This is a genomic window from Domibacillus aminovorans, from assembly GCF_001643235.1.
Classification (GTDB): Bacteria; Bacillota; Bacilli; order Bacillales; family Domibacillaceae; genus Domibacillus; species Domibacillus aminovorans.
This window is the reverse complement of sequence record NZ_LQWY01000045.1, coordinates 21,830-37,062: the sequence shown is the minus strand read 5'-3', so window position 1 is coordinate 37,062 and position 15,233 is coordinate 21,830. Positions and strand designations below refer to the sequence as shown.

13 protein-coding genes and 2 pseudogenes are annotated in these 15,233 nt (G+C 39.4%); 3 read left to right on the top strand and 12 right to left on the bottom strand.

Translation table 11 applies throughout. From position 1 onward, the window contains the following. Positions 1-13: 13 nt before the first annotated feature. The 4 genes and pseudogenes from AWH49_RS21020 to AWH49_RS14530 form a co-directional block, all read right to left on the bottom strand. Complete coding sequence (locus AWH49_RS21020; RefSeq protein ID WP_063966322.1) at positions 14-241, bottom strand: YfhO family protein; 228 nt, start codon at positions 239-241, stop codon at positions 14-16. After that, a complete protein-coding gene (locus AWH49_RS14540; RefSeq protein WP_018395230.1) occupies positions 238-558 on the bottom strand; it encodes a GtrA family protein in 321 nt (106 codons plus the stop codon). Before AWH49_RS14540 ends, AWH49_RS21020 begins: the two co-directional genes overlap by 4 nt. Before the next feature lie 7 nt (positions 559-565). Beyond that, positions 566-1,567 (bottom strand): glycosyltransferase family 2 protein, encoded by a 1,002-nt coding sequence (locus AWH49_RS14535; protein WP_063966321.1) that lies wholly within the window; start codon positions 1,565-1,567, stop codon positions 566-568. Between the two features lie 56 nt (positions 1,568-1,623). Next, positions 1,624-1,935: pseudogene (locus tag AWH49_RS14530) on the bottom strand (MFS transporter); the annotation flags it as partial. Between the two features lie 214 nt (positions 1,936-2,149). Between AWH49_RS14530 and AWH49_RS14525 the strand changes: the two are divergent. Next, complete coding sequence (locus tag AWH49_RS14525; protein ID WP_063966319.1) at positions 2,150-4,438, top strand: S-layer homology domain-containing protein; 2,289 nt, start codon at positions 2,150-2,152, stop codon at positions 4,436-4,438. 108 nt (positions 4,439-4,546) lie between these two features. Here the strand turns inward: AWH49_RS14525 and AWH49_RS14520 are convergent, their stop codons facing one another. The 3 genes and pseudogenes from AWH49_RS14520 to AWH49_RS21345 form a co-directional block, all read right to left on the bottom strand. Then, positions 4,547-5,311 carry a MerR family transcriptional regulator gene (locus AWH49_RS14520; RefSeq protein ID WP_063966318.1) on the bottom strand — a complete coding sequence of 255 codons (765 nt, stop codon included), beginning with the start codon at positions 5,309-5,311 and terminating at the stop codon, positions 4,547-4,549. Positions 5,312-5,491: 180 nt separating this feature from the next. Continuing rightward, positions 5,492-6,478 (bottom strand): glycerophosphodiester phosphodiesterase family protein, encoded by a 987-nt coding sequence (locus AWH49_RS14515; protein WP_063966317.1) that lies wholly within the window; start codon positions 6,476-6,478, stop codon positions 5,492-5,494. A 105-nt stretch (positions 6,479-6,583) separates the two neighbouring features. Beyond that, positions 6,584-6,784: pseudogene (locus AWH49_RS21345) on the bottom strand (MerR family DNA-binding transcriptional regulator); the annotation flags it as partial. Between the two features lie 271 nt (positions 6,785-7,055). On the opposite strand from AWH49_RS21345, the gene AWH49_RS14510 reads away from it, so the two are divergent. Next, positions 7,056-8,789, top strand: a complete 1,734-nt coding sequence (locus tag AWH49_RS14510; protein ID WP_063966316.1) for an ABC transporter ATP-binding protein — start codon at positions 7,056-7,058, stop codon at positions 8,787-8,789. Positions 8,790-8,950: 161 nt separating this feature from the next. On the opposite strand, the gene AWH49_RS14505 is transcribed toward AWH49_RS14510, so the two are convergent. From AWH49_RS14505 to AWH49_RS14490, 4 genes are all read right to left on the bottom strand, one after another. Further along, positions 8,951-10,384, bottom strand: coding sequence for an MDR family MFS transporter (locus AWH49_RS14505; protein WP_063966315.1), 1,434 nt, complete (start codon positions 10,382-10,384; stop codon positions 8,951-8,953). 538 nt (positions 10,385-10,922) lie between these two features. Beyond that, positions 10,923-11,573: a TetR/AcrR family transcriptional regulator gene (locus AWH49_RS14500; RefSeq protein WP_063966314.1), complete on the bottom strand. Its 651-nt coding sequence runs from the start codon at positions 11,571-11,573 to the stop codon at positions 10,923-10,925. An 18-nt stretch (positions 11,574-11,591) separates the two neighbouring features. After that, the gene (locus AWH49_RS14495) at positions 11,592-12,620 is read right to left on the bottom strand and encodes an ABC transporter permease (RefSeq protein ID WP_063966313.1); all 1,029 of its coding nucleotides are present in this window, start codon (positions 12,618-12,620) and stop codon (positions 11,592-11,594) included. A gap of 1 nt (position 12,621) precedes the next feature. After that, entirely contained in the window at positions 12,622-13,347 is a 726-nt protein-coding gene (locus AWH49_RS14490) for an ABC transporter ATP-binding protein (RefSeq protein WP_063966312.1), read from the bottom strand. Between the two features lie 201 nt (positions 13,348-13,548). Here AWH49_RS14490 and AWH49_RS14485 point away from each other — a divergent pair, with 201 nt between their 5' ends. Next, entirely contained in the window at positions 13,549-14,322 is a 774-nt protein-coding gene (locus AWH49_RS14485) for a TatD family hydrolase (protein ID WP_063966311.1), read from the top strand. A 93-nt stretch (positions 14,323-14,415) separates the two neighbouring features. Here the strand turns inward: AWH49_RS14485 and AWH49_RS14480 are convergent, their stop codons facing one another. Continuing rightward, positions 14,416-15,168: an EcsC family protein gene (locus tag AWH49_RS14480; RefSeq protein WP_063966310.1), complete on the bottom strand. Its 753-nt coding sequence runs from the start codon at positions 15,166-15,168 to the stop codon at positions 14,416-14,418. Positions 15,169-15,233: the final 65 nt, after the last annotated feature.

Below are 15,233 nucleotides of genomic sequence, written 5' to 3'. Positions count from 1 at the left end.
AAAAGGGATTCCGTCATTTACACAAAATTCTTGACGCTCCCCCAAATTGCCATGAATAAAAAAAGTTACCTTGTTTATAATTTTCATAAATGAATGTTTTAAATGGAACTATTTGTGAAAGTCCATCATTGGGCCCTATCATAAACCGGCCATTAAACCATTCCTGCAAAAAAAAGAAATGAGCGGCTGCCGACAGAAGTATACTGCTGATTAATATAAGTATTATCAACTTTTTTCTCATCCACTGACACTCTCTTTTTTCAAGATTTTTCCTGTCAAGATAAACGTCATCGGCACCGTTATAAATACAGCGAGAATCGGTGTAATTGTACTGCTAATGTGAAAGTATTCAACGAACACATACATGAAAAGAGAAGAAATGGAAAAATTGAAAGCTTGAGACAAAGGAAACTTTAAAAACTTTACCAGCGTTGGTTTCACTTTAAACGTAAAGTAAGAATTCAAGAAAAAAGAAAGAACAAAACTAAATAAAAAAGCAATGACATGAGAATACATGTAGCTGAACACTGCCATGGCATGAAGCAACAAATAAATCATGTAATAATTAAAGGTATTGATTACCCCGATTACGATGAATCTGATAAATTCTTGGCCGGTTCTTCTCATGAGGCACTCCATTCATAATATTTGTTTCCTGAATTAAATAAGTCGGGCGCTTTTTCGTTTCATAATAAATCCGGCCAATATACTCACCAATAACACCGAGGCTTAAAAGCTGAATGCCCCCGAGTAAAAGAATGGCTGTAATAATGGTGAAATAGCCGGGAACATCAACCCCATTTTCCATAATTTGAATAAATGTAATGATGCTGTACACAACGGAAAGCATTAGAATGAAAGCTCCGGTGTGAAAACAAGCCCGGAGCGGACTGTTATTAAAAGACAAAATTCCGTCCAAACCATAATTCAGCAATTTTGAAAAAGACCACTTCGTTTCCCCGTTTTCCCGAATCACATTATCGTAATCAATTATTTTCTGTTCCATCCCAATCCAGGAAAACAGTCCCTTAGAGAAACGCTGTCCTTCGTTTAAAGCTAATGCCGCTTGAACCGCTCTTTCGCTAAGAAGCCTAAAGTCCCCTACGCCATCCTTGAGCTCCACATCGACCACTTTATTGACCACCTTATAATAAGTCGCAGAGCAAAGCCTACGGAAAACATGGTCTCCTTTTCGGTTTCGGCGAGCAATAACCTGATCATATCCCTCTTCATATCCCTTCATTAAATCCGGGATTAAACAGGGAGGATGCTGCAAATCAGCATCCATTATAATAACCGCTCGTCCGCTAACATGCTGCAAACCAGCAAAAATTGCAGCTTCCTTTCCAAAATTCCGGGAAAAAGAAATATACTTTACATTTGGCGTTTTTGTAGATAATTGTTTAATTTGCTGAAGCGTCCCATCTGTACTGGCATCGTTAATAAACAGCACTTCAAAATCATATGAAAGGCTTAAAAATTCTTTTTTAATCTTTTCATAAACTAATTGAACGTTCTCTTCTTCATTGTAAGCCGGAATAATAATAGAAATAAAATTCATATCCATTAGCTCCTTCTTTTTTATAATGGCATTTTGTGAACAGCTTTTTCATTGAATGACAGCCCAATAATGAGCGACACAGCTCCCTGTGTAAATATGAAGCAGAGAGAACCGATAATATTCAAAATTAATCCATCATATGTCATTTTTTTACAGAGGATTTTGTCTGCCAGTCCCCCGACAGCAACGATCAAAATACCGGAAAATAAGGCCGTTAAACTGATTGTCACATTCAACAAGCCAAGCAAAATGCCTAAATCCGACTGTACAGTTGGCACGATGTTGACCATTGACTGAGCAAAAAACCAGAACACAATAACCCGAAAGACAATACCAGTTATCAGTTTATTAGTCCCTTTACTAATTGCCTTCATAATAATCCTCCTTGTTTTTCTGATAACTGATTAATGCCTTTAGTGTGTACTTAGGTGATAAAAATCATCCTAAAAAAAAACAATTGAAGTAAACTCCACTCTAACCAAAAAGTCAATTTATATGATTTCACTAGTTATAAAAATTTAACATGAACCATCCATTTTCAAGCATGTTATAATTTCTTTGTATCTTTTAATAGAGAAAGGGGATCATATGCGAAAAGTTGGAGGGAGTTTAGCCGCTTTTCTTTTTGTGTTTACGTTCGTTTTCCACGTTTCTGCCCAGTCTTTCAGCGATGTGGATCACCATTGGGCAAAAAAAGAAATCGAAGCACTCACAAATGAAGGCGTTATTTCAGGCTATGAAGACGGGACATTTCGTCCTTATACAGAAGTGACAAGAGGCCAGTTTTTAGCTTATCTTGTTCGGGCTCTTGATTTACCAGCGGGAACGTCTACGTTTCCGGATGTCCCACCGACAAGTCGGCTTTATGAGGATATTGCTGCAGCGAAAAAGGCGGGCCTCATTTTAGGGAATGCGAATGGACAAGCGCTTGCTAATCAGCCGGTGACAAGGTCTGATGTCGCAGTCATGCTGGACCGGGCGATGCAGCTGAAAGGTAATTATACAAACCGTACTCCGCTTACATACAAAGATGCGGTCAAAATCGGCAAATACGCGTATGACGCTGTCGAGCGCATGACAAATTATGGTTTAATTAAAGGTACAGGTGTTGATACATTTGAGCCAGGTAAAATTGCCACGCGCGGAGAGTCGGCCGTTTTTGTATACAGAATGATGACAGCACTTGACCTAATTAGCGGCAGTACCGAACCCGTTCCAAATCCCACACCTGCTGATAATCAGGAAGTCGTTATTCCCATCCATAGTGATCAGTACATAAAAGTACGGATGAATACAAAAGGAGTGCCGCTCACATATGATAAACGAACGACAGAGGCACATGTTTTATCAACGGATGAACATTATTATTATCATATGGGCAACACCTCAAAACCGCTAGGCTCACTGCAGGTGACGCTGCGCAAGCTCGATAATGGAGATACATTTGCTTTTACAAAATTCCTTCACAACGGCGACAATACGTATTCGGCCTCTGTGATTCTGCCATTCCAGCAGTCAAATGATTATTCGATCGCCAAGTATTCCGCACATGGAACCGTTGACCAATCGCATAATAATACGTTTGGCGTTGACAAAACGTCTCATCCAACCGGTATTTTATCAGTGAAGCATGGAGTCAAAGTCACAAACGAAGTGATGATGAGCAAAAACTATATCTCCGTACAGCGCCAGACGAATTATGCGAACGGACAGCGTTCTGTTATTCGAGAATTACTGGATGAGCGTGAAAGCTATCAAGTACTGACGAATCCATCACAAAATCTTGTGACGGCACAATTGAATATGTCCGTTCAAGGGAAAGCCATTTCCGAATCCTGGGCGCTTCTGTCCGAACAACCGCTGTTCGCAAGCGAAACAAATCGGAATGACTGGTTCAAGAGAACAATTCTCGAATACGGATCGATTAATAACTGGTTTACAGCAGATGGTGCTTATACGAAATTGCCGTGGTCGATTGAGCCCAGTCATCAAATGGGATACGGGCGTAACATTAACCGGTTGCAGGGCGGCGTTTATTTAACCGCTTATAACAGCAATCAAGAGCGCTACCTTCGCGACTTGGTTGTGAATGCTGTTGCCGATCTTGATGTATTTTCAGGCGGTGCTGTCACTGCTGGAGAAACCCCTGTTTTCGAAACAGAATATACGAGTACATGGCTGAAAAAAGCTTACGGTACAACTGCTCCGTATGTAGATACGCGTCTTAATGAAAATGCAGCGCTTTTCTTGAAAAATACAGGAGAAGCACTCAATATTCCACAAATTGCGAAAGCGAATTTGCGTTATGCAGACTTTCTGATCAACCAGCGAAGCCTTGGTAATACGATATCTGTAACTCCATCCGGCTACTTAATCGCCGATTATTATAAGATTGGTACAGGCAGTAAGAAAACGCACGCGTCCCTGAATCATGCACTCGGGGAAATGCGCTTTTTGCTAGAAACGTATAAACAAACCGGCAACACAACATACTTGACGACCGCACGTGAAATGAAAGATGGTATTGAAAACCTTCATCCAAAATGGATTCGTCCGAGCGGCGACCTCTGGTATCAGGTAAACAGCGACCTTACCTTTGCCGGAGAGGATTACCCGGATTTAACATTGATGGACTTATTATTGAGCCAAAATGTCTTTGCGGAAACAGGCATTCCGCGCAGCGAGATTTTTGATCAATTGATCCGTACAAAAACGACCTATCTTGTCGATAACAACATTTCAATCATTAAGCCAGTCGTTCAACTTCTTCGCGATCAAGGCTTCGGTGATCTCATCAATGGAACGTATCGTGCAAGCTCTAGCAACGTAGATCTTAATGAACGTCCGAAAGACACACTTGATTTGCTAGCAGAGTAAAATTAAAATGACGTGCTAAATTCCAATTATTCAGCACGTCATTTTACCTTTTTCATTTAATCTGAATTCAATGTTTCCTTCAGATTAAATGATTTAATGCTTTTCTGTTCAACCTTTCATGCCCGTATAAATATGAATGGCATCTCTTAAAAACTCGGCCCCACCCGGCTGTTTTTCATCGTAATATGCTTTAAACCTTTCGTCATCCACATACATTTGGGCTAGACCTGCATGTGCTTCTTTACTGTATTCACTCCAATAGTACATGAGCCATTTCTTATGCAATTCAGCTGCCTTTTGGCCCAACTCACCAGCTGGATCGCCATTTTCAAAAGCTTGTGCTAATGTTTCTAATACTTGTTTCTCTATATTTGTCACCGCCTCATAATCTTCTTCGGTCATATTCATTACTTTTGCATTTGATTGATCAATCGTTTCATTGCTATATTTTTGTCGAATTTCTTCACCATATTTTTTCTCATTATCATCGATCATTTTTTGCTTAAACCCTGTAAACTTTTCTTTATCCGTCATATTCGTTCTCCCTTCTGTTAAAGCAATGGTTTTATCCACATTCGCCAATAACAAATCTAATTGTTTCCTTTTCGCAAGGAGCTTTTCACGATGTTCTCTCAGTGCGGCCGCACCGTCAAAGGAAGATGCCGTTACGATCTCCTTTATACTGTCTAAACTTACACCTAATTCTCTGTAAAAAAGGATTTGCTGTAACTTGTCAACTTCCGATTGTCCATAGATTCGATATCCTGATGAATTGATTCTTGTTGGCTTAAGAATATCGATTTCATCATAATACCTGAGTGTTCTGGCGCTGACACCTGCTAGATTAGCCAGCTTTTGCACTGTATACTCCATCCGCTCACCCCCTTATAAATGTAACGATACACCTTTACGCAACGTCAAAGTCAATCGCTTTTTTATATATTTTTTATTAACGAATTATCATCATATAAAAACACTAAAACACTTTCTTAAACAAGAATAGGGCTTTCCCCAGTCCGTTATTCACTGACTTTTAGGATAGCCCTTTCTCTTTTATTCGTTTTGATACAGAGGTGCGATTTTATCAATCCGATTAGTCCAAATGCCACCAGTATAGTTTTCTGGCAGACGTTTTATATCTTCAGGTTGATCAAACCCACTTGAAAAATCACTTCCATTCCCGCCTACAACGATTACACGGGCATCGACTTTATCCATTCGATTAAGAAACTTGTTCGACCATCCCCATAACCAAGGGGCAATTTTTTCAGGAATATGCAATTCTGTATGTTCACAGGCTGATGGAACATATCCTGTCCATCCTAGGCCAATGTATGGGAGTAAGCAGCTTTTCATGGTGGATTTTGACATCACTCGGATGTCTGGCAGATTTTCTTTTAAAGCCGCAATCGGTTCATCTCCTCCATAGACAGTCAACTGACTAAGACGTTTTGCTGGCAGTTGAGAAAGGAACTGAGCAAGCTGCTCCCCCTCTTTTGAATCATTGCTTTTAATGTGAATTAAAAACGAATGTTCCGGAAAATGAGTAAGTACCTCTTCAAGTGATGGCATAAGTCCCACTCCTTTACCACGAAAGGGATAGGTTTTTCCATTATCGGCTGTATATCCGTAGCCAATATCCATTTTCTTTAACTCTTCCATCGTATAATCTTTCGTCACACCCTCCATGTTCGTGCGACAATCGAGAGTCCAATCGTGAAAAACAGCAAATTGTCCGTCTTTGGTTGGTTTTATATCAAATTCAATGATATCAGCCCCGGATTGAAACGCCGCTTCCATAGATGGAATGGTATTCTCCAAGTAAGGATGATCTGGCTCATATATACGCTCAGCTGTACATGTTTCATTTGTAATGCCTTCCATTGTGAACGTTTGGGCGAGCCCCCGGTGAGCTAAAAGCAAAGGTTCCCTACTAGGCTGTTTAATAAAAAAAGAACTGTTATTTAAATAAATAAATGCAATGAGTACAAGGAAAAGCAAAAATACTCTGCTTTTGATCATTTTTTTAAACCTGTTCATTTTATGCTCCTTTTGATAAAAGATAATGTCTTTACTAAATTATCATCTCTGTTTTAGTAATAAGTTCTTTAAGCATGATTACCTCCTCCCTTGTACTGTCTGCGTTTAAAGACAACATGGAAAAACCTGATCTACTCTTTTCTTATAGTTCTCCGGTTTAATCGTAAATCTGTCTACCATCGCTACAGCTTTTTTCTCATTCGAATAATAGCGGTATCCCGAATTAGCCACTTTTGCAGGCTTCAATAACCCGATCTCGTCATAAAAGCGAAATGTCCTCACTGCAATATTCGTCTTTTTAGAAAGCCGTCCTGCTGTACATGAGCTTCATCCTTTCTTACTTTCATTATAAAGTCTACCGTTAACGTAATGGTCCAGAGGGCGGGGACGCTGGTGGGATGATTATTGCAGATGGGACACCTGAGCAAGTTTCAGCTGTGCAAGGTTCTTATACTGGCGCTTTTTTGAAATTAAAGTAAGATGGATGTAAAGGATACCGTGAAGAGCTCTAGGCACGTAGGAACTCTTCACTCCCCACTACTATAAAGAAAGATCACATTGATAGGAGCTGCAAACATTGGAAAAACAACAAAGTGGCCTAAAGCCATTTATCTCTCTTATTTTATCAACCAATATCCCTAAGGTAGCACTCATTATCGGATTAACGGCAAGTTTACTTACAACTCTTGCAGGCCTTGTTGTCCCTTTACTCACAAAGAATTTAGTAGATGGTTTCTCAGTGGCATCATTAAGCATTCCTCTCATGATCGGCATTGGAGCAGCCTTTATCATCCAAGCGGTGATTAGTGGAGTCTCTATCTATTTGCTAAGCCTGGTTGGCCAAAAAATAGTGGCAAGATTACGCGATCGCATGTGGGTAAAACTGATTCGATTACCAGTCAGCTATTTTGATAAACAATCAAGCGGGGAAACCGTGAGTCGGGTCGTTAATGATACAAGCGTTGTGCGGGATTTAATTTCGAATCACTTCCCACAATTTATTACAGGAATTGTTTCTATTATCGGTGCCATTATTATCTTACTTGTAATGGATTGGAAAATGACGCTTCTCATGTTAATTTCTGTTCCAATTACATTGGTGATTATGATTCCACTCGGACGACAGATGGCAAAAGTCTCACGTGGTTTACAAGATGAAACCGCCACTTTTACAGGACATATCCAACAAACGCTTAGTGAAATCCGCTTAATGAAATCCTCAACCGCTGAACAAAACGAAGAAGCAAGAGGAGTAACAGGGATCGAAAAGTTGTTGGGCTTCGGATTAAAAGAAGCACGGATTTTTGCCTTAATCGCACCTATCATGTACCTTGTCATCATGGTCGTTATCGTAATGATTATTGGTTACGGCGGCATGCGTGTGGCAAATGGGTCGATGTCGACGGGATCACTCGTTGCTTTTTTGCTTTACTTATTCCAAATTATTATGCCGATCACATCCTTTGCGATGTTCTTTACTCAATTACAAAAAGCAAAAGGAGCAACAGAGCGAATTATCGACATTTTAGAACTGTCGTTAGAAGATGGACAAGACGGTTTAGAATTGGATATTACAAACAAGCCAATGCGTATCTCAAATGTGTCATTTGCTTATAGTGAGGATGAACCTGTACTCGAAAATATCTCATTAGAAGCACAGCCTGGTGAAATGATTGCTTTCGCTGGACCAAGCGGCGGCGGGAAAACGACGATGTTCGGATTGCTTGAACGGTTTTACGAACCTACTGCAGGTGAAATACGAATCGGGCAAACTCCTATTAACGAATTATCGCTTGCATCATGGCGCAGCCAAATCGGTTACGTTTCTCAAGAAAGTGCCATGATGGCTGGGACGATTCGTGAAAATTTATGTTATGGCTTAAAGAACCCCGAAAAAATAGCGGATGAACGTCTATGGGAAGTTGCAAAAATGGCATACGCAGATCAATTTATCGAAAAATTCCCAAAAGGACTAGACACCGAAGTTGGAGAGCGTGGTGTGAAATTGTCAGGCGGGCAAAGACAGCGTATCGCCATTGCGCGTGCTTTTTTACGAGATCCTAAAATTCTCATGATGGATGAAGCAACGGCAAGCTTAGACAGCCAATCAGAAAGTATCGTACAAGAAGCTCTCACACGATTAATGGAAGGTCGCACGACATTCGTCATCGCCCATCGATTATCCACGATTGTCGATGCGAATAAAATTGTTTTTATCGAAAAAGGACAAGTAACCGGCATCGGAACACATCACGAATTAATACAATCACATGAATTATATCGTGAATTCGCTGAGCAACAGTTGGCCTAGTGAAGAAGCCTCCATTGGATAAAAATTACTCATGTTGTTTCAAAGTTCTCTTCACATTAGCTTTGATATTACAAAAGACGATCAAAAAAGAACACCAAAAAACGGATTTCTCTTACATCAAGAAAGCCGTTTTTTATTACCTTTATCACTGATTCTATCACTCAATTATCATCTGTATCAAAATCCGGAGCGATAGCTTTTTTGATAGATAAAGTGATAACGAAAGCAACAATACATAAACCTAATGCAAACCAATAGGCATGATGTACACCGACAGTCATCGCTTCATTCATTAATTGCTCTGTTACCCGGGCTGTTTGTTCTTCGACATGACTTTTACTGCCTTGGGTCATGATACTGACAAAGATCGAAACACCAAGTGCCCCTGCGACAGGCTGCAATGTGTTCGAAATGGCTGTGCCATGTGGATATAAATGCTTTGGCAATTCATTTAACGCATTCGTTTGAGCTGGCATCATGATCGCCGAAATAGACAGCATCAATAGTATATAGACAATAATGAAAGACCATATCGGTATCGAAGGATTGATATTACTAAAGAATATCATGACTCCGATTAACACGATCGTACCGGGTATGATTAATTTCCTAGGTCCATACTTATCAAATAACGTACCCATCACCGGTGACATTAGACCGTTTAATAACGCACCCGGTAACAGCAATAATCCCGCTACTTTTGCGGTATATCCGAGAGGACCTTGTAAATACATGGGCATTACAATTTCAGAGGCAAACATCGCCATGATAACAATCACAAAAAGACTGACTCCTCGTGCATAATTTTTATATTTAAATACTCGAACATCTAACAAAGGTTCGTCTAACTTTAATTGACGCAGTGTAAATAAAAGCAAGCTGATCAAACTGATGAAGATAATGGTAATAATCGTTGCAGATAAAAAACCTTTTGGATTTTCTCCAGCGCTGCTAAAGCCATACACAATTCCCCCTATTCCAATTGAAGAAAGGACAATAGATATTACATCTACTTTAGGGCGAGTGACCTCACCGACATTTTGCAAATACTTTAACGCAAATAAAATTGAAAATAGTGTAAACGGAATAACAGATATGAATAACCAGCGCCAGCCTAATAAGTCAACGATGACTCCTGACAAGGTAGGACCCAGTGCTGGAGCAAACATAATGACCAAACCAAAAGTCCCCATAATTTTCCCGCGAACTTCCGGAGGATAAAGTAAGAGCAAGGCATTCATTATAACGGGTATTAACAACCCAGTACCGACAGCTTGTATCATACGGCCGGTTAACAGCATGGGAAAATTCACTGCACAAGCAGCAATAATGGTCCCGATTAAAAAAACAGTCATGACACCAATAAACATTTGTCTCGTAGTAAACCATTGAATTAATAAGGCTGATATAGGCATTAAAACGCCCATAACAAGCATAAATCCAGTTGCTAACCACTGGACAGTGGGAGCATCGACATTAAATACAACCATTAGCTTCGTTAAGGCAATATTAAGCAGCGTTTCGTTTAATATGGCAAAAAACGCACCAATCATGAAAGTAATTAATATGGCTTTCGTATTTATTTTAGGTTTCATATAATTCCTCCGCGTAATAGATTGATTCTTAATAAACGGGATAAAAGTTCATTATTGATTTTTTATAAAAACAAAAAACCTCCTATTCATATTTGTGAATAGGAGGCAATGAGTACAGAACAAAAAGAAATGTAAAAAACCATCATCAAAATTTCTGATTGTCTATATAAGTACATTACTAATCCTATTCAAAAAAGCATCGTTAAAAAATGACAGTTTTCTGAACAGAAAAAGATCGTACTACACTCATCCATTTTTAAGGCTTAGCATTAGGAAAAAGCACAGATATATCCCGTTCAGAAAATGGTTTCGCAAATGATAACGAATATTTTTTCATAACAGGATTATAAAATCATGTACTTTTCCACCTTCCGTTTTTGGTTATCTTTATTTAAACAAGTATTTCTGCATAAGTCAAACACTGAATGAAATAGGACCCTAAAAGCACGTATCTCAGTATAGTTAGCAGGTTGTTAGTTAAGCAATGACGCTTTTAATAACCGCAATCGATAGGCATTCATCGCTGTTTCCCCCAAATCTATTTTTCAAGAGATAATCCGTTCATTAAAAATTGGATCGTTCTTTCAATCTCTGTATTGTCATCCCATTCTTCCTCCGGCGCGAGCAAATAACGGGCAATGATATAGCCGAAAATAGTCGATAACGTCACTCGTATAATCGTGTCAGGCGGCATTTCAATGATTTGCCCTTTTGCTTGGTAATGTTCAACAATCTGTCTAAGCCGTTCAATTATTTTCTGGGCAATATGTTCTTTAAATTGTTCCCTTAACTCTGGCTGAAAAGGAATTTCTTGAATGACTATCCGAAAAAGCGACATGTTATTTTTAAGAAATTTTATTCGATTCTCGATAATTGCTTTTATAAAGTCTTCAAAGTGATCAAAGTCATGATTCAATACTTTATTAAAATCCTTTATTACAAATGGAGCGATCAGCTTTGCCATCGTTGGGGCAACAATAGCCATAAGCAGATCTTTTTTCGTTTTATAATGTCTAAAGATGGTTCCTTCTGCTACACCCGCTTTTTTGGCGATTTCACTTGTAGACGTTGCAGCAAACCCTTTTTCCGCGAACGACTCAATAGCAGCTGCTACGATTTTCTTCTGTTTTTCTGTTAACTCATCCGCATTATGGAATAATTCTTCTATCATTTTATCTTGTTGAGACATTTCGAGCTCCTTCACTTCTTATATTTTCCGGTATTTTTTGAGTGCCAAGATGTTTATTATCATAAACAAAATAGAGAAGCCCAACAAGACAAAGACATCCCTGTAAATTTCATCCCACCCATAGCCCCTAACCATGACATCTCTTAATGCATCAGCAGCATAATACAGAGGAGTGAAAGGTCCAATCCAACTTAGCCATTCAGATATAGTTTCTAAGTTAAACAACCCCGAAAAGAAAATCTGCGGCACGACGACGATCGGGATAAACTGAATCATTTGCAGCTCATTATTAGCGAATGATGATAATAATATTCCAAGTGTGAGAGCTGTAAAAGAGAGAAGCAAGATGATTAACAGCACATACAAAAACGCGCCTTCCATAAGCATATCTAATACATAAATGGCATACGCGGCAATAATCGTTGCTTGAATCATCGTGAAAATTCCAAAGCCAAGTACATACCCTGTGACAATCTCCCATTTTCGCAACGGCGTAGAAAGAAGCCGTTCAAGCGTTCCAGTTGTTCGTTCCCTTAAGAATGAAACGCCTGCGATCAAAAACACAAAGAAAAAGACAAAAAATCCAAGTAATACGGGTCCAAAATAATCAAATTGGCCCATCTCAGCAGAACCATGGAGAAAGTTCACCTTAGGCTCTAAGGCAGTGTCGTTTCCCTGCAAAGGTTTAAGTGCCGTTTGAATCCATTTAATAGCAGCTCCGTTGACAGTAGGATCGCTGCCTTCCAAAAAGATAGCAGGTGATTGATTGTTAAATACTAAATAACCGTCTATCTCTTGAGAGGATAAGTCTTCTTTCGCTTCTTTTTCATTCTTATATTCAGTGATTTTCGCATCAGACACATCGATTTGATCCACTATGGGTTCAGGAATATGAACAAATCCAATTTTCGGAGTATAATCATTGCCGTTAAAGACTAAATGCAGCATAGTCAATACAAGGATCGGAGCAAAAATAAGCAATCCCATCGTTCTCTTATCCCGGACGATCTGCCGCAAAATTCTGATAACTAACGCCGTAATCCTCATATTAAGCACCTCCATATACAAGAAACGCTGCTTCAATCGTCGCGGAATTTGTTTTTTGTTTTAACTCTTCTGGAGTACCAACTGCAATTAAACGGCCATCCCGAATCATTCCTAACCGGTCACATTTTTCCGCTTCATCCATGACGTGTGTTGTAACAATAAGAGTCGTCCCTTTATTCTTTAATTCATTAAAAGCTTCCCAAATACTTTTCCGCAGCACTGGATCAATGCCTACAGTCGGTTCATCAAGAATCAAAATTTCAGGCTCATGAAGAAGGGCAATCGCTAACGACAGCCTTCTTTTCATTCCTCCAGAGTAATTGGAGACAAGCTTATGAAGGTGATCTGAAAGGTGAACAAGCTTCATCACTTCTTCTATTCTTTGTTGCTGCTGTTTTCCTTTCAATCCGTACAAAGCTGAAAAAAATTGAAGGTTTTCCTTAGCTGATAGTTCTCCATAAAGGGCATCGGATTGAGCCATATACCCCACTTTTTCAATCAGCTTTAAGGACGGCATTTTTTCTTGAAGCAGAAAATTCTCTCCTGATGTCGGGGTGTCTAACCCAGCTAGCTGCTTAACTAACGTAGTCTTGCCAGCACCTGATGGGCCTAATAAACCAAATATTTCACCCTCCATGATTTCCAGGCTAATCTCTTTCAGTACTTGCTGTTTTCCAAATTGTTTTGAGACGTGACGAATCGAAACACACGCTTTTGTCGTTTCCACTATTTCCCCTCCCTAATAAATTAGTGAGTGATTACTCACTTTCATATTATGCTGTAACTTGTCATTTATCAACTTAAAAGTGTTACGGCAGAGAAATGAAAACGATGCTATACTGAAGGAAATATTTGTTAGGCAGGTGAATGATGAGATTAACTGTTTACTTGGCTGGAGAAATTGATTGATTGTGAATGGAGGATTCCAATGGAGCACTCAATTATTGACGCCCATATTCATTTAGATTTATATTCTGCGGACGAGCGGGTTATTATTTTGCGGGACATGGAAAAATACAGAGTAAAAGCACTCATTTCTGTGTCACAGCACCTTTCTTCTGCAAAGGCCAATTTAAAATTGTCTCAAGAAGATCCCCGAATTAGACCGGCTTTCGGTTTTCACCCGGAACAAGCGCTTCCGGCGGAAAAAGAATTGGCTGAATTGCAGCTTTTTATTGAAAAATATCACTCGCATATGGCTGCCGTTGGGGAAGTCGGCCTGCCCTATTATTTGAGGAAAAAAGATCCCCGCATTCCGATAGAACCGTATATTGAAATACTGGAACTGTTCATCCTGCAAGCAGCGGCGCTGAATAAACCGATCGCACTTCACGCTATCTATGAAGATGCACCAATCGTCTGTACGCTTTTGGAAAAGTACTCAATCACCAAAGCACATTTCCACTGGTTTAAAGGTGACCAGAAAACGATGGAACAAATGACGAGCAATGGCTATTTTGTTTCCATCACACCTGATGTCTTATACGAACAGAAAACTCAACAGCTCGTCAAACAGTATCCGTTGTCGCATATGATGGTTGAAACAGATGGGCCTTGGCCATTTGAAGGTCCCTTTAAGAAAAAAATGACCCATCCCCAAATGATTCATCACACAATAGAAAAAATCGCTTCCGTCAAAAAGATGGAAGCGCAGGAAGTATACGATATACTATATGAAAATACGAAACAAGTTTATTTTTAGTCTTCAGATGATTTAGGATGAAAACTAAATCATCTGTTCCGTTTCAACTACAAGAAAAGTGGAAACAAATACTTTGGCAATTCATTTAACGCATTAGTTTGAGCTAGCATCGTCAGCAAGCTGCCAATCAAGCGGAGTTACTTTTAATAATCGCAGACGATAGGCATTCATCGCCGTTTCTCCTAAACGATCGAGAAGATTATAGTTTGCATACGCTCCTATAACGGCTCCGATACCTGGAATTAATTGAAGCATTTTCACTAAATCAATATAGTCTCGATATTCCTGCTGAAATTCCCGCCAGTCCATATCAGCAAGGATCTTCCGTTGTTGTTCCCAATTCTCAATAATGTACAGCGTGTCTTTTCGTTTTTCATCACTTGAAAAAGCAAGCTGAAACACATGAAGAATAAATAGACGTTCCTCATAATCATTCGTGTCAAACCCGTAAACAGCAGCGGCCTCAAACAAAAACTTCATTTTAATGGATAAAAGCAACGGAAAATCAGCAAGACCAAGCAAAATACCGCCTGCACCTGTTCCAGCTCCCTCAATAACCGCTGTTTTTCGAAAAGTTGATAGCTTTTTCTTCAAAAGCTCATCCCGTTCATAAAGACTCAGCCCCGCTGCCTGCCGTTTGTTCGTCTTTATATTTGAGCCAACAAGTGTCGTCTTTACCATGCTTTTAATACTCTCTGTCACAATCTTATGGACTTTCTCTGGAATTAGCTCGTTTACTTTTGTTTGTGCTTTCTTCGATATTCGATTGATTAGGTTTGACCGCTTGATCATTGTTCTTTTCCAAGCTTGTAGCTCATCATGTACCTTCATGTTATAGTCAGTCATTTTCTCACCATCCTCTGTCCTTTCATTAAAGTATACAAACGAATGCGGTAATGTTTCCATTCATT